The sequence below is a fragment of the Isoptericola sp. NPDC056573 genome (genome assembly GCF_042793335.1).
GTDB lineage: Bacteria > Actinomycetota > Actinomycetes > Actinomycetales > Cellulomonadaceae > Isoptericola.
The window spans coordinates 256,609-280,477 of the sequence record NZ_JBHTUY010000005.1 but is presented as its reverse complement, the minus strand read 5'-3'; the positions used below and the strand labels follow the sequence as shown (position 1 = coordinate 280,477).

Below are 23,869 nucleotides of genomic sequence, written 5' to 3'. Positions count from 1 at the left end.
CCGTCGGCTACCGTGACGGGATGCGCGTCGCCCGGCTGCTGTGGAGCCCCGAGCTCCTGCGTTACGACTTCGGCCCCGGGCACCCCATGGCGCCCGCCCGCCTCGACCTCACGATGCGGCTCGTGGCGGAGCTCGGGCTGCTCGACGAGCCCACCCTGGAGACGGCCGACGTCGAGCCCGCACCCGACGCGCTCATCGAGACGGTGCACGACGCCGCGTACGTCGCGGCGGTGCGGCGGGCGGCCGCGGACGGCACCCCGGACCCGGCGCGCGGACTCGGCACCGAGGACGACCCGGTGTTCCCGGCGATGCACGAGGCCGCGGCCCGCCTGGTCGCGGCGTCGGTGGACGCGGCGGAGTCCGTGTGGTCGGGGCGGGTCGCCCACGGCGTGAACATCGCCGGCGGGATGCACCACGCCCAGCGCGGCGCGGCGTCCGGGTTCTGCATCTACAACGACGCCGCGGCGGCCGTGCGGCGGCTGCTCGACCTCGGGGCCGAGCGGGTCGCGTACGTCGACCTGGACGCCCACCACGGCGACGGCGTCGAGGCGATCTTCTGGGACGACCCGCGCGTGCTCACCGTCTCCGTGCACCAGGACGGACACACGCTGTTCCCGGGCAGCGGCAACGCCGGCGACACCGGCGGGACGGCGGCGCAGGGCACCGCGGTGAACGTGGCGCTGCCGCCACGCACCGACGGCGCGCACTGGCTGCGCGCGGTGGACGCCGTCGTGCCCGCGGTGGTGCGCGAGTTCCGTCCGCAGGTGATCGTGTCGCAGCACGGCTGCGACGCGCACGGCAACGACCCGCTCACCGACCTGAACGTGGGCGTCGGCGCGCAGCGCACCGCGGCGCGCTGGGTGCACCACCTGGCGCACGAGCTCGCCGACGGCCGCTGGGTCGCCCTCGGCGGCGGCGGGTACGCCGTGGTCGACGTCGTGCCGCTGGTGTGGGCGAGCCTGGTGGCGGAGGCGGCGCACGCGCCGCTGGCGATCGGCATCGAGCTGCCGGAGTCCTGGCGGCGCGAGGTCGAGGAGCTGTCCGGGCTGGACCCGGCCGAGCGCCTCGGCAGCGGCGACGTCGAGTGGCGTCCCTGGGCGGACGGCTACGACCCGGCCGACGACGTCGACCGCGCGATCCTCGCCACCCGGCGGCACGTGTTCCCCACGTGGGGGCTGGACCCGTACCGCGACTGACGTCACGGCGTCGGTCGGACGGGCGACGGTCGGGAGGACGCCGGGCATCGGGTACCCTGGGGGACGGACTTTTCCGCGTTGGTCGGCTGCTCCTGGAGACAGGGCTCCTGGGACCAACCGTGTTCCACCGACCGACAAGCATTGTGAGGACCTCATGGGCTCCGTCATCAAGAAGCGCCGCAAGCGCATGGCGAAGAAGAAGCACCGCAAGCTGCTGCGGAAGACGCGTCACCAGCGTCGCAACAAGAAGTGACGTCGTCCGCCTGACGGCGGACCGCACGGACGAACGGGCCCGGCACCTCCACGGAGGTGCCGGGCCCGTTCGGTGTCCGGGGTCGGGGTCAGCGGCCCTGCAGCCGCCGGCGGATGCTGCGCAGCACGAGCCCGGCGACCCAGGCGGCGCCGGCCCACGACGCCGTCTTCATGCCCCGGCCGGCCACGCGCCGTCCGCGGCCGCGGAACTCGCGGATGGGCCAGCCGACCTCCTTGGCGTGCCGGCGCAGGCGCGCGTCGGGGTTGATGGGGCACGGGTGCCCGACGGTGCGCATCATCGGCAGGTCGTTGAGCGAGTCGCCGTACGCGTACGAGGCGGAGAGGTCGATGCCCTCGCGGTCGGCGAGCTCGCGGACGGCGGCGGCCTTCGCCTCGCCGTGCATGAGGTCGCCCACGAGGCGGCCGGTGTAGAAACCGCCGGAGTGCTCCCCGATGGTGCCGAGGCACCCCGTGGCGCCGAGGCGGCGGGCGATGAGGCCGCCGATCTCGACCGGCGTCGCGGTCACGAGCCACACCTGGTCGCCGGCGGCCAGGTGCTCGTCGAGCAGCCGCTTGGTGCCCGGGAAGATGCGCAGCTCGAGCACGGTGTCGTACACGTCCTCGCCCACCGCGGTGATCTCCGCCACCGAACGGCCGGCGATGAGCGACAGCGCGCGGCTGCGCACCGTCTCGATCTGGGAGCGGGACTCGCCGAACACGAGGTACTTCGCCTGGATCAGCGCGAACCGCAGCAGGTCGCGGGTGCCGAAGAACCGGCGCTGGTACAGGGCGCGCGCGAGGTGGAAGGCGCTGGCGCCCCGGATGATGGTGTTGTCGACGTCGAAGAAGGCTGCGGCGCGCGCCGGCGGGGACGACTCGGCGGGCGACGGCATGCGGTCCACTGTATCGGCGCGGATACGCTGTGCAGGTGAGCAGGCCGCAGGGATCCGCAGGTGAACCCCGGGTGCTGCTGTACACGCGTGTCAGTTGCCACCTGTGCGAGGAGGCTCGGGCGGTGGTCGCGGACGTGTGCGGCGCGGCGGGGGAGACGTGGCGGGAGGTCGACATCGACGTCGACGGTCCCGGTGGTGACCTGGTGGGCAAGTACGGGGACTACGTGCCCGTCGTCGAGGTGGACGGCGTGCAGCAGGGCTTCTGGCGGGTGGACGGCGCGCGGCTGGCGCGGCGGCTGGCTCGCTGAGCCCCGGGAGAGGACGACAGGGTGATCCAGCAGTGATCGAGCTCGGTGAGGCGACGGTGCCGGCCGCGACGGTGGCGAGGCTGCCGTACTACCTGCGCGCCCTGCGCGACCTGGCGGAGGGCGGCGTGACGACGACGTCGTCGTCGGAGCTGGCGGAGCGGTCCGGGGTGGGGTCGGCGCAGCTGCGCAAGGACCTGTCCTACCTCGGGTCGTTCGGCACGCGCGGCGTGGGCTACGACGTGCAGTCGTTGGCGCAGTACATCGCGACGGCGCTCGGGCTCGAGTCCGAGCACCGGCTGGCGATCGTCGGCATCGGCAACCTGGGGCACGCCCTGGCGAACTACTCGGGGTACGCGGCCCGAGGGTTCCAGGTGGTGGCGCTGCTGGACGCCGACCCGCAGGTGGTGGGGAACTCCGCGGCGGGGCTGACGATCGAGCACGTCGACGCGCTGGAGGACGTCCTCGCGCGCACCGGCGTGTCGATGGTGGTGCTGGCGACCCCCGGGCCGGTGGCGCAGGCCATCGCCGAACGGATCGTGGCGTGCGGCGTGCGGGAGATCCTGTCCTTCGCACCGGTGGCGCTGCAGCTGCCCGACGACGTCGTCGTGCGCTCGGTGGACGTGGCCGGCGAGCTGCAGATCCTCGCGTTCCACGCCGCGGCCCGTGCGGCGACCAACGGAGCCCCCGCGAGGTAGTCCCGGAGTCGCCGAGGTAGTTCAGACATGGTCCAGGTCGTCCGAAGGGGCGGCCCGCAGATGTGCGGGCCGCCCCTTCGAACTACCTGGGCAGATCTCGAACCACCTCGGCGAGAGGGTCAGCTCTGCTTGATGGCCGAGACGTCGAGGGCGATCTTGACCTTGTCGCCCACGAGGACGCCGCCGGTCTCGAGCGCGGCGTTCCAGGTGAGGCCGTAGTCCTTGCGCGAGATCTCGATCTGGGACTCGAAGCCGGCGCGCGGGTTGCCGAACGGGTCGGTGGCGGTGCCGGTGAACTCGGTGGGCAGCTCGACCGTGTTGGTGACGCCGTTGATGGTGAGGTCGCCGGTGATCGTGTAGTCGTCACCGTCGGTGGAGATGCCCTTGGAGGCGAAGGACCAGACCGGCTTCTCCTCGGCGTGCCAGAAGTCGGCGCTCTTCAGGTGGCCGTCGCGGTTCTCGTCGCCGGTGTTGACCGACGCGGCGTCGAGCTCGGCGGAGACGGCCGTCGACTCGAGGTCGTCGCCCACGGTGATGGCGCCGGACGAGATGGCGATCGTGCCGCGCACCTTGGCGATCCCGGCGTGGCGCACGGCGAACGAGGCGGTCGAGTGGGCGGTGTCGATGGCGTAGGTACCGGCGGTCAGGCCTGCGGGCAGCGCGGTCATGGTGTCTCCCTCGGGTTGGGTCGTGCTGACTGTCACCAAGATAGTTGATGAATCAACTATCGTCACGGGGGTGGAACGCGCCGCTCTCGTAACCTATTCCCGTGGGTGCGACGAGAGCGCAGGAGCGCGACGACGAGGGCCGCGCGGACGTGCGCTGGCTCGACGAGCAGCAGCAGTGGGCGTGGCGACGGTTCCTCGAGGGGACGTCACGCTTCTTCGAGGCGCTGGGGGACGCGCACGACGAGGGGCTGCCGGTCACGCTCGGCGAGTACCACCTGCTGGTGCAGCTCTCCGAGGCGTCGGGCAGGACGCTGCGGATGTCGGCGCTCGCGGACTTCCTCGCGCTGTCGCGCAGCCGCCTGACGCACACGGTCGACCGGATGGAGCGGCGCGGGCTCGTGGTCCGCACGCCCGTGCCCGGGGACCGGCGCGGGGTGAACTGCGTCATGACCGACGCCGGGTACGCGGCGCTCGTCGACGCCGCGCCGGGCCATGTGACCGCGGTCCGGCGCCTGCTGGTCGACGCCCTCACCGACGAGGAGTTCGCGACCCTGGGCCGCGCCATGGCGAAGGTGGCGGACGTGGCCAGGGGGCCCGCGGCGCCCTAGTCGCTCTGCGGCAGGGCGGCACGGCGATGGAGGTGGCCAACTGGTCCACCGCCGACGGTGAGCCCCGCAGTGTCGGTGACGGCCCGTCGGCCCGTGCCGGTCGCGTGAGGGTCGTCACGTCATGCTGGACGGGACCTGGGTACGCCGCCGGTCTGGGACACTGGGACCCATGGCCACCACCACCGTCCATCTCGTACGGCACGGCGAGGTCCACAACCCGGACGGCGTCCTCTACGGGCGCATCCCCGGCTACCGCCTGTCCGACCGCGGCCAGGCGATGGCGCGCCGCGTGGCGCAGCACCTGTCCGGCGCGGGCCGCGACGTCGTCGCCGTCGTCGCCTCCCCGCTGCAGCGTGCGCAGGAGACCGCGACGCCGACGGCCGAGGCCTTCGGCCTGACCCTCGCCACCGACCACCGGCTCGTCGAGGCGGGGAACCACTTCGAGGGCACGACGATCGGGAAGAACCCGGGGCAGCTCGCCCACCCGAAGTACTGGCGCTACCTGTGGAACCCGCTCCGCCCGTCGTGGGGCGAGCCGTACGCGGACCAGGTGACCCGGATGCGTGCCGCCGTGGACGACGCGCGTCGTGCCTACGAGGGCCACGAGGTCGTGCTGGTCAGCCACCAGCTCCCGGTCTGGGTCACCCGCCGGTCGTACGAGGGCGGCTCCCTGGCGCACGACCCCCGCCACCGTCAGTGCGCCCTGGCGTCGATGACCTCGCTGCGGTTCGACGGCGAGATGTTCGTGGGCCTGCACTACACCGAGCCCGCCGCCGACCTGCTCGCCGGCGCCGACCCCGTGCCGGGGGCGTGATGCGCACCGCTCGCCCGCGCGCGCTCCGCCGCGCCTCGGCGGCCGTCGGCGCCGTCCTCGCCCTCGGGCTCCTCGCCGCGTGCGGCGCCCAGGACTCGGGCGCCGGCGACGTCGTCGGACAGGGCTTCGTCTCCGGCGACGGCTCCGTGAAGCAGTGGGACGCGGGGGACCGCGAGGACGCCGTGACCGTCGAGGGCACGTCGTTCGAGGGCGACGAGGTCAGCACGGCCGACTGGCTCGGCGACGTCGTCGTGGTCAACACCTGGTACGCCGGGTGCGCGCCGTGCCGCGCCGAGGCCCCCGACCTCGTGGCGCTCGCGAACGAGCGCGAGGCCGACGGCGTACGCGTGCTGGGCATCAACACCGAGGACGAGGCCGGCGCCGCCACCTCGTTCCAGCGCACGTTCGACGTGCCCTACCCGTCCATCGAGGACCGCAGCGGCCAGGTCGTGGCCAGGCTCTCCGGCGTCGTGCCGCTGCAGGCCGTGCCGTCCACCGTCGTGCTCGACGCCGAGGGCCGGGTCGCGGCGCGCGTCATCGGGCAGGCGGAGGCGTCCACGCTCGACGCGATCGTCGACGAGGTGCTCGCCGAGTCGGGCGACGGCGCGAAGGGCGCCTGATGGGCGAGACCTTCGCGACCACGGTGTTCAGCGGCTCGATGCTGCTGGCGCTGCCCGTGGCGCTGATCGCCGGCCTCGTGTCGTTCGCCTCGCCGTGCGTGCTGCCCCTGGTGCCCGGCTACGTCGGGTACGTGAGCGGCATGGCCGCCGCGTCGGCCGGGACGGGCGCGAAGGGCCGGCCTGGGGTGCCTCAGGACCCGGCCCGGCGCCGCGTCGTCGCCGGCGTGGCGCTCTTCGTCCTCGGCTTCACCGCGGTGTTCGTGGCGTTCATGGCAGCCGCGGGGGCGATCGGCTCCTACCTGGTGCAGTGGGAGGGCACGATCATGCGTGTCCTCGGGGTCGTCGTGATCCTCATGGGTCTCGCCTTCCTCGGCGCCGTGCCGTTCCTGCAGCGGGAGCGGCGCATGCACGTGAGCCCCCGGGCGGGCCTGTGGGGCGCGCCGCTGCTGGGCGTCGTGTTCGGCCTCGGCTGGACCCCCTGCATCGGCCCGACGCTCGCGGCCGTGCAGACGCTGGCGCTCGACCAGGCGTCGGCCGGCCGCGGACTGGTGCTCGGCGTCGCGTACTGCGTCGGGCTGGGCGTGCCCTTCCTCCTGGTCGCGCTCGGGCTGCAGTCCTCGCAGCGCATGCTCGGCTTCCTGCGCCGGCACCGCCTGGGCATCCAGCGCGCGGGCGGCGCCCTGCTGGTGCTGGTCGGCCTGGCGCTGGTCACGGGGCTGTGGTCCTCGTGGACCAGCCAGCTCCAGGGCTGGATCGGCGGATTCGTGACGGTGGTGTGATGAGCGAGAAGGCGACGTACCGACCGGAGGGCATCAACGACGCGTTCGTCGAGGGCCGCGCCGACGCCGGCCCCTCGTCCCCCGCCGAGGGGCCGGCCAAGCCCGCCGGCCCGAACCTGCCGACGCTGGGCTGGCGCGGCATGCTGCGCTGGACGTGGCGCCAGCTCACGAGCATGCGCGTGGCGCTCATGCTGCTCATGCTGCTCGCCGTCGCGGCGGTGCCCGGCTCGGTGCTGCCGCAGCGCGGCCAGGACGCCGCCGCGGTGCTCGAGTACCTCGGCGACCACCCCACGCTGGGGGAGTGGCTGGACCGGTTCGGCTTCTTCGAGGTCTACAGCTCGGTCTGGTTCTCGGCGATCTACATCCTGCTGTTCGTGTCGCTCGTGGGCTGCATCGTGCCGCGCACGCTCGCGCACGCCCGCAACCTGCGGAACCGGCCGCCGAAGACGCCGGTCAGGTTCGGCCGGTTCCCCGCCACGGCCGAGGCCAGCACGACGGCCTCGCCCGACGAGGTCGTCGAGGCCGTGGCCGGCCACCTGCGCGGCCCGTTGCGCCGCCTGCCCACGTTCCGCGTCGACGTCGGGTCGGAGGAGCCGCGCCTCGGCCGGCCCGCCACCCGCACGGTGGCCGCGGAGCGCGGCTATCTGCGCGAGACCGGCAACCTCGTGTTCCACCTCGCGCTGCTCGGCCTGCTCGTCTCCGTCGCCCTCGGTCAGTTGCTCCACTACCGCGGCCAGGCGATCGTCACGGAGGGCCGCGGCTTCGCCAACGCGGTCGTCGACTACGACACCTTCGACAAGGGCGCGTGGTTCCAGCCGTCGTCGCTGTCGCCGTTCTCGATGACGCTCGACTCGTTCGACTCCGAGTTCGCCTCCGACACCGTGGCCTTCGCGCAGGCGCGCGACTTCACCGCCCACGTGACGGTCACCGAGCCGGACGGCGGGCAGCACTCCGACCAGATCAAGGTGAACTCCCCGCTGACGGTCGACGGCGCCAAGATCTACCTCCAGGGCAACGGGTTCGCCCCGGAGATCACCGTCAAGGACGGCGCCGGCGAGATGGCGTTCTCCGGCCGCGTCCCGTTCCTGCCCGAGGACACCATGTACACGTCGCGCGGCGTCGTGAAGGTCCCGGACGTCTCCGACGGGCAGGAGCAGATCGGCCTGGTCGGGTACTTCCTGCCCACCGCCGTCGTCGAGGCGGACGGCTCGGCCCGCTCCGTCTTCCCGCAGCCGCAGAACCCGCTCATGGTGCTCGAGGTGTTCCGCGGCGACCTGGGCCTGGACGACGGCGTGCCGCAGAACGTGTACCGCCTCGACACCGCCTCCCTCACGCCGTCGACGGACGAGGACGGCGAGACGATCAAGCTGCTCGTGAAGCCCGGGGAGACGGTCGAGCTGCCCGACGGCCTCGGCACCGTCACCCTCGGCGAGGCGGTGCCGCGCTACGTCGCGCTCGACCTGCGCTACGACCCCTCGCTCGCCTGGGTGCTGACGTTCTCCCTGCTGGCCCTCGCCGGCCTCGCGGTCTCGCTGTTCACGCCGCGCCGCCGCGTGTGGGTGCGATCATGGGAGACCACGGACGACGACGGCCGGGCCGTCACGCACGTCGAGCTCGCCGGGCTCGCGCGCGGGGACGACGCCGGCCTGCAGCGCGAGGTCGACAAGGCCCTGGCAGCGGTGCCGGGGCTCGCCGACGGCACGAGTGACGACGACAAGCCCGACGACAAGCCCGACGACGACCAGCTCGCCGCCGACCACCAGAGAACCGCCACGGAGGACTGACCATGCAGATCGCCGAGCTGAGCGTGCTGCTCGTGTGGGGCGCCGCCACGGCGCTCACGATCGCGCTCGTCGCGTTCGCGATCGACCTGGGCCGCCGCACGGAGGCGCGGGCAGAGGCCCACGCCGAGGCGCGCACGCCCGCGGCGGTGGGGGCCGGGTCCCGGCCTGGACCCGCGCCTGCCGCGAGCACCCCGGGGACGGCGGGGGACGCCGCCCCCGCGCGCCGTCGTGCTGCCGGCATCGCGATGTCGACCACGTGGCTGGGCACGGCGATGCTCCTCGTGGCGATCGTGCTGCGCGGGTTCGCCGCGGGCCGCACGCCGTGGGCCAACATGTACGAGTTCACCCTGGTGGGGTCGTTCATGGCCCTCGCCGTGTTCCTCGGCATGAACGTCCGCAAGGACTTCAAGTTCCTCGGCGCGTTCGTCACCGGCCTGACGGTGCTCTTCCTCGTGCTCGGCCTCAACGTCTTCTACGTCGCCGCCATGGGCGTGCAGCCGGCGCTGCAGAACTACTGGCTCGTCATCCACGTGGGCGTGGCGATCAGCGCCACCGGCATCTTCACCGTCGCGTTCGTCGCGTCGGTGCTGCAGCTCCTGCGCGACAGCCGCGACACCGGCTCCCCGTACCTGCAGCGGCCCGGCTTCCGCTGGCTCGACCGCGTGCCGACCCCCACCTCGCTCGAGGCGCTGTCGTTCCGGCTCAACGCCGTCGGCTTCGTGCTGTGGACCTTCACCATCATCGGCGGCGCGATCTGGGCCGAGCACGCCTGGGGCCGCTACTGGGGCTGGGACCCCAAGGAGGTCTGGAGCTTCGTCATCTGGGTCGTGTACGCGGCGTACCTGCACGCCCGCACCACCCGCGGCTGGGACGGCCGCCGCGCCGCGTGGTTCGTGATCGTCGGCTACCTGTGCGTGCTGTTCAACTTCACCGGCGTGAACCTGATCTTCAACGGCAAGCACTCGTACTCGGGGCTCAACACCGACAGCACCGGCGGCGCCTGACGCCACCCGGCCGCTGCGAGCGCGAAAGAGGGGACTGTCCGCCACCGGACAGTCCCCTCTTTCGCGCTCACGGCGTCTAGGGAGCGTCGCCGTTGCCGCCGCCCTCGCGCTCGCGGCGGCGCTTCTCCTGCTCGAGGCGCCAGAGGAACTCCGGGTCGTCGTCGGGCGCCACGGGACCGGACGGACGGCGCGGGCCGGACGGTCCGGGACGCCGGCGGCGGGACGTCGGGCCGCGGCCGCCGGAGGCGCGGCGGGCGGACTGCTTGACGACGATCCACGCGACGGCGCCGAAGATCGGCAGCAGCACGATGATCACCGCCCAGAGCCAGCGGGGGAGGCCTCCGCGCTCGTCCTCCTCGGAGCCGAACAGGTCGAGCAGGGCGTACAGGGCGAGCCCCACCACGAGGAGGGGCAGGATCACACGCGCGAACATGCCTCCAGCCTAGTTCGGCGTCGGGATGCTCAGGAATCGCGCCTACCCTGGAAGCGTGCCCCTCGTCATGTACACCGTCTGGCGGATCCTGCTGTTCGTCGCCGCCCTCGGCGCCGGCTACCTGCTCGGCCTGCGCAGCTGGCTCCTCGTCCTGGTCGCCGCCGTCGTGGCGTTCGCCGTCTCGTACCTCGCGCTGAGCAAGCCCCGGGACGCCGCGGCGCGCTGGCTCGCGGAGAAGGAGCAGCGGCGCAAGGACGGGGCCGACAAGCACGACGTCGACTCCGACTACGAGGACTCCGTCGTGGACCGGGAGCACCCCACGGCCGGTTGAGCGGGCGGGTGTGCCGACGTCAGAGCGCCAGGCCGACGGCCAGCAGCACGCCGTAGGCGAGCTCGAACATCCCGGTGCCGGCGAGCACCTTCACGAGCAGCGGCCCGCGCGCCCCGGCGATCACCGGGGCCACGAGCAGCGCGGCGGGCAGCAGCAGCACCGTGACGAGCAGCGCCCACGGCGACCACGCCGCGCACACCATGCCCAGCACCACGGGCAGCAGGATGCAGCCGGCGTACCAGCGCCGGGCGCGGTGGTCGCCCAGGCGCACGGCGAGGGTCCGCTTGCCCGCGACGACGTCGGTCGGGATGTCGCGCACGTTGTTCACCATGAGCAGCCCGCAGGCGATCAGGCCGACGCCGACCGCTCCCAGCACGGACGGCCACGTGAGGGTGTCCGCCTGGGTGTACGTGGTGCCGAGCGTCGCGACGAGCCCGAAGAACACGAAGACGCCCACCTCGCCCAGCCCCGCGTAGCCGTACGGGTGCTTGCCGCCCGTGTAGTACCAGGCGGCGAGCACGCAGAGCACGCCCACCGCGAGCAGCCACCAGTGCCCGCTGACGGCGCACAGCGCGAGGCCGAGCACCCCGGCGACCCCGAACGACGCGAACGCGGCCCCCTTGACGCGGCGGGGCGGCGCGATGCCGGACGCCGTAAGGCGCAACGGACCCACCCGGTCGACGTCCGTACCGCGCACGCCGTCCGAGTAGTCGTTGGCGTAGTTGACCCCCACCTGCAGGGCGAGCGCGACGCCGAGGGCGAGGACGGCGGGCAGCCAGGCGAAGGCTCCCACGTCCGCCGCGGCGCCCGACCCGATCAGCACCGGCGCGGCCGCGGCCGGCAGGGTGCGGGGGCGTGCTCCGGCGATCCACTCGCTCGTCGTGGCCATGCTTCTCCGTCCGTCGGTGCGGCGCCGGGGCGTCGCGTGCGCGAGCAGGTCAGGCGTGCGCCTCGTGCTCGCGGACGAGGGCGACGACGCCGCTGCGGTCCACCTTGCCGGGGCCGCGCAGCGGGAGCGCGGCCGTGCGGTACACGCGGCGGGGCGCGGACGGCGCACCCAGCCTAGTCGTCGCGGCGGACCGGACCCGCGCCAGCGCGTCGTCGTCCACGGGCACGAGCCGCGGCCCGCTCGGCCCGCTCGGCCCGGTCGACGCGGCCGGGGACGCGACCACGGCCACGAGCGCCTGCCCCCACTCGGCGTCGGGCACGCCGACGACGCACGCCTCGCCGTCGAGCAGCTCGCCGACGAGCGCCTCGACGGGCGCCGGCGCCACGTTCACGCCGCCGGTGACGACGACGTCGTCCGCCCGGCCGAGCACCTGCAGCGTGCCGTCCGGGCGCAGCCGGCCGAGGTCGGACGTGCGGAACCAGCGGGCGCCGTCCGGGTCGGTGCGGAACGCCGCGGCCGTGGCGGCGTCGTCGCCCAGGTACCCGGCCGCGAGCGTGGGCCCGCCCAGCTCGACGACCCCCACCTCTCCTGACGGCTCGGGGGGGACGAGGCGGACCCGGACGCCGCGCAGGGGCGCGCCGTCGTACACGCAGCCGCCGGCGGTCTCCGACATGCCGTAGGTCGTCACGACGCGCACGCCCGCCTCCGCGGCGCGGGCGAGCAGCGGGGGCGGGGTCGCCGCGCCGCCGAGCAGCACCGCCGCGCAGCGGGCCAGCGCCGCCAGCCCGCGGGGCGCGCCGTCCTGGGCGGCGGCGAGCAGGCGGTGCACCTGGGTGGGCACCAGCGACACGTACACCGGGTCGTCGCCGGCGGTGTCGAGCGTGGGTTCGAGCAGGTCGGCCAGGCCGTCGGGCGTGAACCGCGCGTCCGGGTCGGCCGCCGTCAGCGGGGTGCCGGCGAGCGCCGACCGCACCAGCACCTGCAGGCCCGCCACGTGCGTCGGCGGCAGCGTCAGCACCCACCGTCCGGGGCCGCCCAGTCGCTCGTGGGTGGCCGACGCGGAGGCGCGCAGGGCGGCCGCGGGCAGCGCGACCTCGCGGGGCGTCCCCGTCGACCCGGACGTGCGCACCAGCAGCGCCGTGCCCGGCGGTACGGGGGCCGCCGTCGTGCGAGGGAGCGGCACGACGGCGGGGCCGCCGTCGAGCGCGGCGCGCACGGCGTCGCGGAGCACGCCGACGGACGGGGGGAGCGAGGGGCGGGGCACCGCACCAGCGTAGGTCCGGGTCGGTCCGGGTCGGTCCGGGTCGGTCCGGGTCCCGACCGGGTCGCGGCAGGCCTGCCGTAGGGTGGCACGGTCCTGGCCCGGGAGCCCCTGGGCCGCACGCACGTCGAGGAGGACGCCGAGGATGCCCACGAAGCCCGCAGGCGCACCCCGTGGCGCCCGGACCGGGGCCGTCGGCGCGATCGTCGCGCTCGCCCTGCTGGCCACGGCCGCCTGCGGCGCCGGCGAGCCCGCCGCGCCGCCCACCGTCACCGCCGCACCGGACGTCTCCCAGCCGAAGGCCGCGCCGCCCGACCCCGTGAAGCCGAAGCCGGCACCGAAGCCGAAGCCCGTGGTGTGGCCGCTCAACGGCAGGCAGACCGGGACGAAGAAGGTCCCTTCCAGGCCGGCCGTCGCGGTGAAGATCGAGAACTCGTCGCAGGCACGACCGCAGTCCGGGCTGCAGCAGGCGGACATCGTGTGGGAGCAGGTGGTCGAGGGCGGCATCAGCCGGTACGTCGCCGTGTACCACTCGAAGCTGCCCGGCACCGTCGGTCCCGTCCGGTCCGTGCGCCCCATGGACCCGGGCATCGTCGCGCCGATGCACGGCATCCTGGCCTACTCCGGCGGGCAGCCGCCGTTCGTCCGCGCCGTGGGGAAGGCGAAGGTCCAGTCCGTGACCATGGACGGCGGCGACCCTGGCTTCCGGCGCAGCGGCGACCGGGCCGCGCCGCACAACGTGTACGGGTCCGTGAAGGCGTTCGCGAAGCAGGCGACCAAGAGCCGGGCGACCCCGCCGCCCGCGCAGTTCTCGTACGCCGCCAAGGTCGGCCAGGGGTCCGCCGCGAAGAACGACCGGAAGGGGCGCGTGGCCGACGTCCGGCTCTCCCCGGCGCAGCGCACCGTGTGGCGGTGGAAGGCGAAGACGAAGACGTACGCCCGCTACGACGGCTCGGCCCCCTCGATCTCCTCCGGGAGCCAGCTGCGGGCCCGCAACGTGCTGCTCCTGTCCGTGAAGCTGAAGAACACGAGGTACCGCGACCCGAGCGGCGCCCCCGTGCCCGAGACGCAGATGGTGGGCCGCGGCAAGGGCGTGCTCCTCACCCGCGGCAAGGCGCTCAGCGTGATCTGGTCGAAGAAGTCGACGAGCAAGAAGCTGGTGCTGAAGACCCGCGGGGGCGACCCCGTCCGCCTCGACCCGGGCAACCTGTGGGTCGAGCTCGTCCCACGCGGCACCGGGTCGTGGCGGGTGCGTTGACGCCGGATCGGGGCGTTCCCGGCCTACGGTGAGGGCGTGTGACCGCGCGCACAGCCCGCGACCCCGGGAGAACCGTATGACCGCCACGCCCCGCCCGTCCCGCACCCGGCGCGCCGCAGCGCTGACGGTCGCCGCCGTCCTGGCTCTGGCGGCGTGCTCGTCCGGCGGGTCGCCGTCGCCGGTCGTCACGCCGGGCAGCACCGCCGACAAGGGCGCCCCGCCGTCGCCCACGATGCCGTCGGCCTGGCCGCTCACCGGGGTGCGCTCGGACGAGGTGGCGGCCCGGCCGGCGCTCGCGGTGAAGATCGAGAACGCGCCCGAGGCACGTCCGCAGACCGGCCTCGAGGACGCCGACCTGGTGTGGGAGGAGGTCGTCGAGGGCGGCATCACCCGGTTCGTCGCCGTCTACCACTCGCGGATCCCGAAGGCGGTGGAACCCGTGCGCTCGGTGCGGCCCATGGACCCCGACGTCGTCGCCCCGCTCGGTGGCATCCTCGCCTACTCGGGCGGTCAGGCGCCGTTCATCGCGGCGGTGGAGAAGTCCGGCACCCAGTCGGTGATCATGGACCGCGGCGACGCGGGCTTCTCCCGCGACCCGGGCCGCGCCGCGCCGCACAACGTCGTCGGGGACCCGAAGGCCTTCCTCGACCAGGCCGACGGCGACCGCACCGTGCCGCCGCCCGCCCAGTTCCGGTACGCGGGCGAGGCGGGCGAGGGCACCGCGGCGGCCGACGGCACGAAGGCGGCCACCCTCGACGTGACCCTCAGCCCGGCGCAGCGCAGCGTCTGGGACTGGTCCGGCGAGGAGAAGCGGTGGCTGCGCAGCGAGGGCTCGCGCGAGTCGGTGTCGTCGTCGGGGAAGCGGCACGCGGCCGTCAACGTGCTCGCGCTGTCGGTGGACGTGGTGGACACGCAGTACAAGGACCCGGCCGGCGCGCCCGTCCCGAAGACCGAGCTGGTGGGCAAGGGCAAGGGGGTGCTGGCGTCCGCCGGCCGGACGGTGTCCGTGCAGTGGTCGAAGAAGGACCAGAGGTCGCCGGTCGAGCTGACCCGCGACGGCGAGCCGGTCGAGCTCGACCCCGGCAGCACGTGGATCGAGCTCGTCCCGAAGGACGGCGGGAGCTGGAAGGCGTCCTGACGGCGACGACCGCCGACCGACCGCGCCGCGGCTAGGCCCCGCCGAGCCCCGAGAGGCGGTTCCCGAGGATCACGGGAGTGCCGCCGGCGGAGAACAGCCCCCACAGCACACCCGTGCCGGTTCGTTCCCACGCCGTGCTGCCGTCCCGCAGGTCGAGCGCGACCAGGCGGTGGGGCGCGTCCGCGCCGTCGTCGGACCACGAGGCCGGGGAGATCGCGAGCAGCAGGCGGGTGCCGTCGGTGACGGCGCCCGCGACCGTCTCGCCGTCCTCGGGGTCGCCGTCGAGCAGGTCCGGCACCCGCCACCGCTGTGCGCCGCTGCGGGCGTCGACGACCGTGAGCGACGTCTCGTCGGCGAGCACGATCGCGTCCCCGACCCGGGCGAGCGGCGTCGTGAGGGGGTCGACGGAGACCGACCAGGTGGGCGCCCCGTCGGCGCCGAGGGCCGCCAGCGACGAGGCGCTGCCGCCGGCGCCGACGAGGACCAGCCGCGCGCCGTCGGGCGTCGTGTCGACGAGCGGGGCGACCGCCGAGCCGTGGATCGTCTCCAGCCGCTCGCCGTGGGCGTCGCGGACCTCGCTGGTCTCGCCCTGCACCAGGAACCGGCCGCCGGGCAGCGGCACCAGCGTGTGCGCGTCGCCGCCCACGTCGAACGACCCGCCGGTCGGCGTGACCGCCCGCATGAGGCCGCACAGGCCGAGCGTCGTCGCCGACGGCGTCGCGTCGACCCAGGGCTGCGGCGTGACGGTCACCGTCTGCGTGCCCGGGCCCTCCATCACCCCGCACGAATCGAGGGCGTCCTCCGTGAGAGGGATCGTCACCTCGGCGCGCGCCTGCCCGGTGACGGCGTCGACGACCCGCACGGACGGGTCCCGCCAGCCCGCGTCGCGCAGGGCGCGCTGGAGGCTCGCGGCGTCCTCGCCCGCGCGCCAGGGGATGCCGCTCTCCGGGGCGATCGCGTCGAGCACCGCGACCGTCCCGCCGGCGGCCGGGACCACCTGGGACCAGGAGGACACGCCGGGGTCGCCCTCCCCGGGCGCGTCGACCGCCTCGAGGAGGTCGAGCTCCCGTTCGCTCACCACCGTGCCGTCGGCGTCGAGCACCGTGACGCGGGAGGCGTCCTCGACGCAGACCACGGTGTCCACCGGGGCGCTCCAGTCGACCGGGGTCCAGGGCGCGGGCCCGCACATCGCGCCGTCGTCGAGCGGGTGCTCCCACACGACGTCGCCGGTCGCCGCGTCCATCGCCCGGACGCCGTCGCCGTCGGTGACGGCCAGCACGCCGCCCGGCAGGACCGCGGCGACCGACGACTCCTCGGGGAGGGACCAGACGACGTCGACGGGCTCGGACAGGTCGCCCACGACGCCGGGCATGCCGCGGATCGCCTCGGCGCGCTGGCGCTCGGCGCGGGCATCCAGCAGGCCCGGGGCGACGGCAGCGGTGGCGGCGGCGACCACGACGACGGCGGTGCCGCCCGCGACGGCGACGCGGCCCCGGCGGGAGAGCGTGCGCCACCGGGCGCGGGCCCGGACGATCAGGTCCGCCGGGCGCCGGCGGCTCTCGTGGGGCCGGTCGTCCGGGGCGTCGTCGAGCGCGTCCTCGCGCTCGTCGTCCGGCACGAGCTCGAAGGTGGTCATCGGCTCGGGGCGCCGGAACCTCGGAGGCATGCCCGGAGGCTACCGGCGACCGTCAGCCCAGGCCGTGCACGACGCCGTCGAACGCGACCGCGTGCCCCTCGATCGCCGTCAGCCACTCGAGGAAGCCCGTCTCCTCCCGCTCCCACACCGTGGAGCCGTCCCGGAGGTCGAGGGTGACCAGCCGGTGGTGCTCGCCGTTGCCGCTGACGCCGAACAGCAGGCGGGTGCCGTCCGTGACCGCCCCGGCGAACCAGTCGCCCGAGCCGTCGGCCGAACGCCGGAGCAGGTTGTCGCGGGCCCAGACCTGGGCGCCGGTTCCCGCGTCGAGGCCGACGAGGCCCCCCTGGGTCTGCACGACGACCACGCCCGCCACGCGGGCGAGGACGCCCTCGAGGCCGTCGGCCGTGGCATCCCACGCCTCGGCTCCGTCCGCGTCGACCGCGCTGAGCCGCAGCTCGTCGTCGACGTCGTCCTGGCCCGCGAGCACGAGGAAGGGGCCGTCGGGGTCGTCGTCCAGGACCGGCGGGAGCAGGTAGCCCGGCACCGTCGCGACGACCGTCCCGTCCTCGTCGAGCACGGTGCTCTCCTCGCCCACGGAGACGAGACCCCCGCCCGGCAGCGGTATCGCCCACCGGTCGTCCGCGCCGGTGTCGAGGACGACGCCGTCGGGGGTGACGACGACCGAGGCGCCGCACACGGAGAGCGTCGTGCTCGACGGGGACGCGTCGACCATGGGTTCCGTCATCAGCTCGGGGTCGCTGTCCTCGTCCTGCGTCATCCCGCACTCGCCGAGGTCCTCCGGCCGGAGGTGCACGGTCGCCTCGCCCCGCACCTCGCCGGTGAGAGCGTCCTCCAGACGCAGCGTCGGGTCGCGCCAGCCGTCGGCGCGGAGCTTCCGCAGGGTGTCCGCGTCGGGCAGGTCGTCCGCGGGCCAGGGCGCGGTGGCGTCGGTGATGTCGTCGACCACCGCGACCGCGCCGGCGGCTGCGGGCACCACCACCGGGGCGCCGTCCGGGGTCCCGTCGCTGAACGTGTCGATCCGTGCCGGGCCGATCGACCGCTCGCCGACGACCCCGCCGGCCGCGTCGAGCACCGTGACGGTGCGGTCGTCCGGGTCGCCGCTGAGGCAGACCACGACGTCGGCGGGCGGGACCGAGTCGCTCCGGTAGCCCCGCTGCGGGCCGCACGTCGGGAAGGGCCCGACGTCGTGCCGCCACGTCTCGCGGCCGGTGCCGGCGTCGAGCGCCGCCACAGCCGTCCCTTCGGTCGTGAGCACGAGGCCGCCGCGCAGCGCCGCCAGGGCGCCGCTGCCGTTCGTGAGCCGCCACGTCCCGGCCAACGGCTCGGACAGGTCGTCGACCGCGCCCGGGAGGCCCTGGACGGCCTCGGCGCGCAGCCTCTCGCCCCGGGCCTCCAGGATCCCCGGGGTGACGGCGGCGCCGGCCGCGGCGACCACGACGACGGCGGTCCCGGCCGCGACGGCGACGCGGCCGCGGCGGGACAGAGCGCGCCAGCGGGCGGCGGCGCGGACGCGCAGGGCGGCCAGCAGCCGTCGCGCCCGGCCGGGCTCCGGGTCGTCGGGGGCCGGAGCGGGCCAGTCCTCGAGCTCGTCGTCCGGCACGAGCTCGAAGGTGGTCATCGGCTCGGCGCGACGGAACCTCGGAGGCATGACGGGAGGCTACCGGCGGTGCGGAGGCCCGGCCGTCCGCGTCGTCCGAGCGCGCGGGTGAGATCCGGGGACGTGCCCGGCGGCGGGTCACAGGTCCCGGTGGCGCCGGCCCCCGACGCCAGGGCGTCCCTGCGGGCGCGGAAGGGATCGCGCCAGGTCAGAACGCGTACGGGAAGCGCGACCAGTCGGGGTCGCGCTTCTCGAGGAAGGCGTCGCGGCCCTCGACGGCCTCGTCGGTGAGGTAGGCGAGGCGCGTGGCCTCGCCGGCGAAGACCTGCTGACCCATGAGGCCGTCGTCGGCGAGGTTGAACGCGAACTTCAGCATCCGGACCGCCTGCGGCGACTTGCCGGCGATGGTGCGCGCGTACTCGACGGCGAGGCCCTCGAGGTCGTCGTGCTCGGCCACCTCGTTGACGCCGCCCCAGCGCTCGGCGTCGTCCGCCGAGTACTCGCGCGCGAGGAAGAAGATCTCCCGCGCGCGCTTCTGCCCCACCTGCCGGGCCAGGTACGCCGACCCGTAGCCGCCGTCGAACGAGCCGACGTCGGCGTCGGTCTGCTTGAACCGTCCGTGCTGGCGGCAGGCGATCGACAGGTCCGCCACGACGTGCAGCGAGTGCCCGCCGCCCGCGGCCCAGCCGTCCACGACGGCGATGACGACCTTGGGCATCGTGCGGATGAGTCGCTGCACCTCGAGGATGTGCAGCCGCCCGGCGCGGGCCGGGTCGACGGCGTCCGCGCCGTGCTCCTCGCCGCCGCCGTCGTCGGCGGTCGTGTACTGGTACCCGGAGCGGCCGCGGATGCGCTGGTCGCCGCCGGAGCAGAACGCCCAGCCGCCGTCCTTCGGGGACGGCCCGTTGCCGGTGAGCAGCACCGTGCCGACGTCGGAGGTCATGCGGGCGTGGTCGAGCACGCGGTAGAGCTCGTCGACGGTGTGCGGCCGGAAGGCGTTGCGCACCTCGGGGCGGTCGAACGCGACGCGCACCACGGGCAGGTCGCGGACGACGGCGCCGTCGGCGTCGCGCTCCACGCCGCGGTGGTAGGTGAGGTCGGTGAGGCCCTCGAACCCGGACACCTCGCGCCACCGCGCGGGGTCGAACGTGTGGGAGACGGTCCGGGGGAGGGGTGCGCTGCTCACGCCGTCACCCTAGTTCGTCGCCGGGACGACAGCCCCAGCACGAGCCCCGCCGCCACGACGAGCGCTCCCGCGACGCCGTGCGCCGTCGGCGTCTCGACGCCCAGCGAGAGCGACGTCACCAGGGCGGCGACCGGCATCAGGCCGGCGAAGAGCCCGGCGCGGGCGGGGCCGACCCGGGCGAGCCCGGTGTACCAGAGCAGGAAGGCGACCGCGGTGACGACGACGGACAGGTAGGCCAGGGCCACGAGCTCGCCGCCGTCGGGCACGGCGAGCAGAGGCCCGGGCGCGAGCAGGCCCAGCACCAGGAGCTGCGGGACCGCCGCGACGCAGGCGTACGCCGAGACGCGCAGCGGTCCCAGCGTGGGCAGCAGCGGCACGGCGAGCAGCGAGAACGCCGCCTCGCACGCGAGCGCGCCGACGGCGAGCAGCAGGCCGAGCGGGTCGGCCGACCCGAGGCCCTCGACGAGCGCCACCCCCGCCGTCACGACGACCGCCGCCGCGAGCGTCCGGGGGGCGAGGCGCCGTTCCCGGACGGCCTGCGCCCCGGCCAGCACGACGGGCGTGGCGCCCACGACCGCCCCCACCAGCGAGGGCTCGGCGTGCCGGGTGGCGAGGACGACGAACGCGCTGAACCCGGTGAGGCCCGTGGCCGCGAGCGCCAGCAGGCGGGCGGCCTGGCGCGGGCTGGGCAGCACGAACGCGACCCGTCGCCACCGCATCACGGCGAGCAGGCACAGGGCGGCGACGGCGTAGCGCACCGCCTGCCCGCCCGGCACCGGGTAGTCGGCGAGCGCGGCGGAGGCGGTGAACGACGCGCCCACGAGCGCCATCGCGGCGGCGCTGCGGGCGTACGCGCCGGTGAGGCCGTCCGTGCGGGGTGACGCGCCGGTGACGCCGGCGGGGTCGGTCGAGGTGGTCATGCGGTCGACGCTACGAAGAGACCTGGACCGGTGGGCAGGGCCAGTTCGGTCCTGGTTCACTGGGCCAGACGAGGTGTGGCCCGATGCGGGTCGTGGCCGGAGGAGGAGCGTGGCTCGATGCGGCGGCTGCAGCCGGAGGACCTGCTCCTCGTGCTCGGCGCGCGCCCGCGGACCGAGGTCGGCGGCTGGCTGCGCGACGGCCTGCGGGACGCCGTCGCGACGGGGCGGCTGGAGGCCGGGGCGACCCTGCCGTCGTCGCGCTCCGCGGCGGCCGGGCTGGGCGTCTCGCGGGGCACGGTGGCGGCGGCCGTGGACGAGCTCGTGGGGGAGGGGGTGCTGGAGAGCCGCCCGCGCTCGAGCGTCGTCGTCGCCGACCTCGACCGGCCGCCGCGCGGCACGACGGCCCGGCCCGCGCGCCCCGGCGGCGGGACCGATCGCCCGGCCAGCGTCGGGGCGCCCGACCCGGCGCTCTTCCCCCGCGCGGCCTGGGCCCGCGCCGTGCGCGACGCGATGCGCGGGCTGCCCGACGCGGAGCTGGGCTATCCGGACCCGCAGGGCCTGCTCGAGCTGCGCCACGCGCTCGCCGCGCACCTGCGGACCGCGCGCGCCGCCCCGGTCGAGGCCGAGGACGTGGTGATCGTGAGCGGCGTCGCGCAGGGGCTGGCGCTGCTCGGCGACGTGCTCGCGGGCGGGGGCGGCGGTCGGCGGGTGGTCGTCGAGGACCCGGCGTCGCCCGGGGTCGTCGCGCAGCTGCGCGACGCCGGCCTGGAGGTCGTCCCGGTGCCCGTGGACGACCGCGGGCTGCGGACCGGCGCCCTGCCCGACGCCGCGGCGGCGGTCGTGACGCCGGCCCACCAGTTCCCGCTCGGGGTCGTGCTGGCGCCCGACCGGCGTCGTGAGCTGGTCGCCTGGGCGCAGGACGGCGACCGCCTGGTGCTGGAGGACGACTACGACGCCGAGCTCCGGTACGACCGGCAGCCCGTCGGCGCCCTGCGGGGGCTGGCCCCCGAGCACGTCGCCCTGCTCGGCTCGGTGTCGAAGCTGCTGTCCCCGGCGCTGCGGCTGGGCTGGGTGGTCGCGCCGCCCGGGGTGCGTGACGCGCTCGTCGACGCCAAGCGCCGCGCCGACCTCGGCTGCTCGGTGCCGGAGCAGGCCGCGTTCGCCCGGCTGATCGCCGACGGCGCGTACGCGCGGCACCTGCGCCGGGCCCGCCTGATCTACAAGCAGCGGCGCGGGCTCCTGCTCGACGCGCTCGCGCGGGACGCGCCGCACCTCCCCGTCGAGGGAGTCGCCGCCGGACTGCACCTCGTCGTGCGGCTGCCGGACGCCGCCGCCGAGGCGACGGCGGTGTCGGCTCTGCGAGCCGTGGACGTCCCCGCCGAGCCGTTGTCCGGCACGTCGGCGCACGCCGGGTCCTGGGGCGTCGTCGTGGGCGCCGCGCGGGTGCAGGGCTCGGCCGTGCCGCGGGTCGTCGAGGTGCTCCGGTCGGCCGCCGGAGGCGCCGGGGCTCGCGGGTAGCCGCCCAGGGTGCCCGGCGCCGGGAGGGTCCGGCGCCGTCCGCGTCAGGGCTGCGGCTCCTCGGCGTCGCGGTCGGCCCTGTCGGTGGGCTCCGCGCGGGCCACCACGTCGCCAGGGAGATCGACCTCGGCGGGCACCTCGATGCCGTCGGGCGTGATCGGCCGGTCGGAGGGTTCGACCGCGATCGCGAACTCGTCCCCGTGCTCGGTGACGCCGGCGATGACGGCCTGCTTGACGGCCTCCCGGGCGTACTTCTGCCGCACGATCATGGGGTCCTGGTTGAGGTCCCGGGTCAGCGAGACCATCAGCAGCACCATCACGACCACGAACGGCAGAGCGACCAGGATGGTGAGGTTCTGGAGGCCGGTGAGCGCGTCGTTCCCGCCCACGAGCAGCATCACCGCGGCGACCGCACCCGTCGCGACGCCCCAGAAGACGACGTTGGGGCGACTCGGTTCGGCGCTGCCGCGCTGCGACAGCGTGCCCATGACGATGGAGGCGGCGTCCGCACCGGAGACGAAGAAGATCGCGACCAGGATCATCACGACCACGGTGGTGAGCGACTGCCACGGGTACTCGCCGAGCATCCCGAACAGCTGCGCCTCCGTCTCCCCGGCGCCGGCGATGTCGGTGCCGCCCTTCTGGAGGAAGAGGCTCGCGCCACCGAAGACGCAGAACCACACGATGGTGACCAGGCTCGGCACCAGGAGGACACCGCCGACGAACTGGCGGATCGTCCGGCCGCGGGAGATCCGGGCGATGAACATGCCGACGAAGGGCGTCCACGAGATCCACCAGGCCCAGTAGAAGACGGTCCACTGCGCCAGCCAGTCGCTGGTGGAGACACCGCCGGGGGTCGAGGCGCTGTCGGCGCCGGTCCGGGCCGCCATCATCGCCAGGTCCTGGAAGTAGGTGCCGATCGAGTTCGGGATGAGGTTCAGGATGAACACCGTCGGCCCGACCACGAAGACGAACACCGCCAGCGCCAGGGCCAGCACCATGTTGATGTTCGACAGCCACTGGATGCCGCGGGCGACGCCCGAGACTGCCGAGAGCACGAAGCAGACCGTGAGCACCGCGATGATCGCGACCAGGATGCCGTTGCCCACGTCGCCGGCCCAGCCGACGACCTGCAGGCCGCTCTTGATCTGCAGCGCACCCAGCCCGAGCGAGGCGGCCGACCCGAACAGCGTCGCGAAGATCGCGAGCATGTCGATGACCTTGCCGACCGGGCCGCGTGCGTGCCGGCCCAGCAGCGGCTCGAACACCGAGGAGATCAGCTGCTTGCGGCCCTTGCGGTAGGCGCTGTAGGCGATCGCCAGCCCGACCACGGCGTAGATCGCCCAGGGGTGCAGGGTCCAGTGGAACATCGTGGTGGACATCGCGTGCTGGACGGCCTCGGGGTCGCCGGCGTCGACGGTGCCCGGCGGCGGGTCCACGTAGTGGGCGAGCGGCTCGGCGACGCCCCAGAAGATCAGCCCGATACCCATCCCCGCGGAGAACATCATCGCCACCCAGGACACCGTGCGGAACTCGGGCGCCTCCCCGTCGGCGCCGAGCGGGATGGCGCCGAACTTGCTGATCGCCAGCCACAGGCTGTACACGACGAACAGGCTGGCGGTGAGCACGAAGAGCCAGCCCATGTTCGTGGTCACCCAGCCCAGGGCCGAGCTGGAGGCGCTCGCCAGGCTGTCCGTGTCGACGAAACCCCAGACGAGGAAGGCGACGGCCACGGCTGCGGTGACCCCGAAGACGGTCCAGTCCATCGGACTGCGCCGCTGCTCGTCGATCCCGATCGGGTAGTCCAGGGCCGGGTGCGGCACCACCTCGGCGGTGGGCGACCTGAGGGCGCGGCCGACCCTGTCCGCCGCGTCGTGCGCGTGCCGCTTCGCGCCGCGATGTTCGACCTTGTCCGGTTGCTCGTTCACTGCATGACCCCGTCCGTGACTTCGACGTCGGCTCCGTGCGACCCAGGTGGGACGGCGTCCGACCGTCTCGTACCTGGTCGCCTCCTGCAACCGCTGCGGACCGTGGGCTCGCTCCTGTCGCGGCACGCCCGG

The 23,869-nt window shown here is 74.9% G+C and carries 24 protein-coding genes; 14 read left to right on the top strand and 10 right to left on the bottom strand.

Annotated features, from left to right (window positions below; all coding sequences use genetic code 11):
- Positions 1-20 precede the first annotated feature (20 nt).
- On the top strand, positions 21-1,196 hold the full coding sequence (locus tag ACFQ8E_RS11180; protein ID WP_430550614.1) for an acetoin utilization protein AcuC: 1,176 nt from the start codon (positions 21-23) through the stop codon (positions 1,194-1,196).
- Between the two features lie 154 nt (positions 1,197-1,350).
- Complete coding sequence (locus ACFQ8E_RS11175) at positions 1,351-1,449, top strand: 30S ribosomal protein bS22 (RefSeq protein WP_003792170.1); 99 nt, start codon at positions 1,351-1,353, stop codon at positions 1,447-1,449.
- 88 nt (positions 1,450-1,537) lie between these two features.
- Here ACFQ8E_RS11175 and ACFQ8E_RS11170 read toward each other — a convergent pair whose 3' ends face one another.
- Positions 1,538-2,341: an HAD family hydrolase gene (locus tag ACFQ8E_RS11170; RefSeq protein WP_430550613.1), complete on the bottom strand. Its 804-nt coding sequence runs from the start codon at positions 2,339-2,341 to the stop codon at positions 1,538-1,540.
- Between the two features lie 35 nt (positions 2,342-2,376).
- Between ACFQ8E_RS11170 and ACFQ8E_RS11165 the strand changes: the two genes are divergently transcribed.
- Together ACFQ8E_RS11165 and ACFQ8E_RS11160 are read left to right on the top strand one after the other, a co-directional pair.
- Positions 2,377-2,649 (top strand): glutaredoxin family protein, encoded by a 273-nt coding sequence (locus tag ACFQ8E_RS11165; protein WP_430550612.1) that lies wholly within the window; start codon positions 2,377-2,379, stop codon positions 2,647-2,649.
- A gap of 32 nt (positions 2,650-2,681) precedes the next feature.
- Positions 2,682-3,344, top strand: a complete 663-nt coding sequence (locus ACFQ8E_RS11160) for a redox-sensing transcriptional repressor Rex (protein WP_430550611.1) — start codon at positions 2,682-2,684, stop codon at positions 3,342-3,344.
- A gap of 119 nt (positions 3,345-3,463) precedes the next feature.
- Here the strand turns inward: ACFQ8E_RS11160 and ACFQ8E_RS11155 are convergent, their stop codons facing one another.
- Positions 3,464-4,012, bottom strand: a complete 549-nt coding sequence (locus ACFQ8E_RS11155) for a YceI family protein (RefSeq protein ID WP_430550610.1) — start codon at positions 4,010-4,012, stop codon at positions 3,464-3,466.
- Positions 4,013-4,113: 101 nt separating this feature from the next.
- Here ACFQ8E_RS11155 and ACFQ8E_RS11150 point away from each other — a divergent pair, with 101 nt between their 5' ends.
- From ACFQ8E_RS11150 to ccsB, 6 genes are all read left to right on the top strand, one after another.
- A complete protein-coding gene (locus ACFQ8E_RS11150) occupies positions 4,114-4,620 on the top strand; it encodes a MarR family winged helix-turn-helix transcriptional regulator (RefSeq protein ID WP_430550609.1) in 507 nt (168 codons plus the stop codon).
- A gap of 169 nt (positions 4,621-4,789) precedes the next feature.
- Positions 4,790-5,434: a histidine phosphatase family protein gene (locus ACFQ8E_RS11145; protein WP_430550608.1), complete on the top strand. Its 645-nt coding sequence runs from the start codon at positions 4,790-4,792 to the stop codon at positions 5,432-5,434.
- Positions 5,434-6,054, top strand: coding sequence for a TlpA family protein disulfide reductase (locus ACFQ8E_RS11140; protein ID WP_430550607.1), 621 nt, complete (start codon positions 5,434-5,436; stop codon positions 6,052-6,054). The genes ACFQ8E_RS11145 and ACFQ8E_RS11140 overlap by 1 nt, the downstream gene beginning before the upstream one ends.
- Entirely contained in the window at positions 6,054-6,833 is a 780-nt protein-coding gene (locus ACFQ8E_RS11135) for a cytochrome c biogenesis CcdA family protein (protein ID WP_430550606.1), read from the top strand. Before ACFQ8E_RS11140 ends, ACFQ8E_RS11135 begins: the two co-directional genes overlap by 1 nt.
- Positions 6,833-8,617, top strand: a complete 1,785-nt coding sequence (locus ACFQ8E_RS11130; protein ID WP_430550605.1) for a cytochrome c biogenesis protein ResB — start codon at positions 6,833-6,835, stop codon at positions 8,615-8,617. Before ACFQ8E_RS11135 ends, ACFQ8E_RS11130 begins: the two co-directional genes overlap by 1 nt.
- Positions 8,618-8,619: 2 nt before the next feature.
- Positions 8,620-9,621, top strand: a complete 1,002-nt coding sequence (ccsB, locus tag ACFQ8E_RS11125) for a c-type cytochrome biogenesis protein CcsB (RefSeq protein ID WP_430550604.1) — start codon at positions 8,620-8,622, stop codon at positions 9,619-9,621.
- A 76-nt stretch (positions 9,622-9,697) separates the two neighbouring features.
- On the opposite strand, the gene ACFQ8E_RS11120 is transcribed toward ccsB, so the two are convergent.
- Positions 9,698-10,054: a PLD nuclease N-terminal domain-containing protein gene (locus ACFQ8E_RS11120; RefSeq protein ID WP_430550603.1), complete on the bottom strand. Its 357-nt coding sequence runs from the start codon at positions 10,052-10,054 to the stop codon at positions 9,698-9,700.
- Between the two features lie 55 nt (positions 10,055-10,109).
- On the opposite strand from ACFQ8E_RS11120, the gene ACFQ8E_RS11115 reads away from it, so the two are divergent.
- Positions 10,110-10,385: a DUF4229 domain-containing protein gene (locus ACFQ8E_RS11115; protein WP_430550602.1), complete on the top strand. Its 276-nt coding sequence runs from the start codon at positions 10,110-10,112 to the stop codon at positions 10,383-10,385.
- Positions 10,386-10,404: 19 nt separating this feature from the next.
- On the opposite strand, the gene ACFQ8E_RS11110 is transcribed toward ACFQ8E_RS11115, so the two are convergent.
- Both ACFQ8E_RS11110 and ACFQ8E_RS11105 read right to left on the bottom strand, forming a co-directional pair.
- Complete coding sequence (locus ACFQ8E_RS11110; RefSeq protein WP_430550601.1) at positions 10,405-11,274, bottom strand: 1,4-dihydroxy-2-naphthoate polyprenyltransferase; 870 nt, start codon at positions 11,272-11,274, stop codon at positions 10,405-10,407.
- Positions 11,275-11,323: 49 nt separating this feature from the next.
- Positions 11,324-12,538: an AMP-binding protein gene (locus ACFQ8E_RS11105; protein WP_430550600.1), complete on the bottom strand. Its 1,215-nt coding sequence runs from the start codon at positions 12,536-12,538 to the stop codon at positions 11,324-11,326.
- A 142-nt stretch (positions 12,539-12,680) separates the two neighbouring features.
- On the opposite strand from ACFQ8E_RS11105, the gene ACFQ8E_RS11100 reads away from it, so the two are divergent.
- Together ACFQ8E_RS11100 and ACFQ8E_RS11095 are read left to right on the top strand one after the other, a co-directional pair.
- The gene (locus tag ACFQ8E_RS11100; RefSeq protein ID WP_430550599.1) at positions 12,681-13,793 is read left to right on the top strand and encodes a DUF3048 domain-containing protein; all 1,113 of its coding nucleotides are present in this window, start codon (positions 12,681-12,683) and stop codon (positions 13,791-13,793) included.
- A 76-nt stretch (positions 13,794-13,869) separates the two neighbouring features.
- Positions 13,870-14,931: a DUF3048 domain-containing protein gene (locus tag ACFQ8E_RS11095; RefSeq protein ID WP_430550598.1), complete on the top strand. Its 1,062-nt coding sequence runs from the start codon at positions 13,870-13,872 to the stop codon at positions 14,929-14,931.
- 31 nt (positions 14,932-14,962) lie between these two features.
- Here the strand turns inward: ACFQ8E_RS11095 and ACFQ8E_RS11090 are convergent, their stop codons facing one another.
- The 4 genes from ACFQ8E_RS11090 to ACFQ8E_RS11075 form a co-directional block, all read right to left on the bottom strand.
- Complete coding sequence (locus ACFQ8E_RS11090) at positions 14,963-16,597, bottom strand: PQQ-binding-like beta-propeller repeat protein (protein WP_430550597.1); 1,635 nt, start codon at positions 16,595-16,597, stop codon at positions 14,963-14,965.
- A 22-nt stretch (positions 16,598-16,619) separates the two neighbouring features.
- Positions 16,620-18,236 carry a PQQ-binding-like beta-propeller repeat protein gene (locus ACFQ8E_RS11085; RefSeq protein WP_430550596.1) on the bottom strand — a complete coding sequence of 539 codons (1,617 nt, stop codon included), beginning with the start codon at positions 18,234-18,236 and terminating at the stop codon, positions 16,620-16,622.
- 157 nt (positions 18,237-18,393) lie between these two features.
- Positions 18,394-19,371: a 1,4-dihydroxy-2-naphthoyl-CoA synthase gene (locus ACFQ8E_RS11080; protein WP_430550595.1), complete on the bottom strand. Its 978-nt coding sequence runs from the start codon at positions 19,369-19,371 to the stop codon at positions 18,394-18,396.
- The gene (locus ACFQ8E_RS11075) at positions 19,368-20,291 is read right to left on the bottom strand and encodes a DMT family transporter (RefSeq protein WP_430550594.1); all 924 of its coding nucleotides are present in this window, start codon (positions 20,289-20,291) and stop codon (positions 19,368-19,370) included. Before ACFQ8E_RS11075 ends, ACFQ8E_RS11080 begins: the two co-directional genes overlap by 4 nt.
- 117 nt (positions 20,292-20,408) lie before the next feature.
- Here ACFQ8E_RS11075 and ACFQ8E_RS11070 point away from each other — a divergent pair, with 117 nt between their 5' ends.
- Positions 20,409-21,809, top strand: coding sequence for a PLP-dependent aminotransferase family protein (locus tag ACFQ8E_RS11070; RefSeq protein WP_430550593.1), 1,401 nt, complete (start codon positions 20,409-20,411; stop codon positions 21,807-21,809).
- 44 nt (positions 21,810-21,853) lie between these two features.
- Here ACFQ8E_RS11070 and ACFQ8E_RS11065 read toward each other — a convergent pair whose 3' ends face one another.
- Complete coding sequence (locus tag ACFQ8E_RS11065; protein ID WP_430550771.1) at positions 21,854-23,575, bottom strand: BCCT family transporter; 1,722 nt, start codon at positions 23,573-23,575, stop codon at positions 21,854-21,856.
- Positions 23,576-23,869 lie beyond the last annotated feature (294 nt).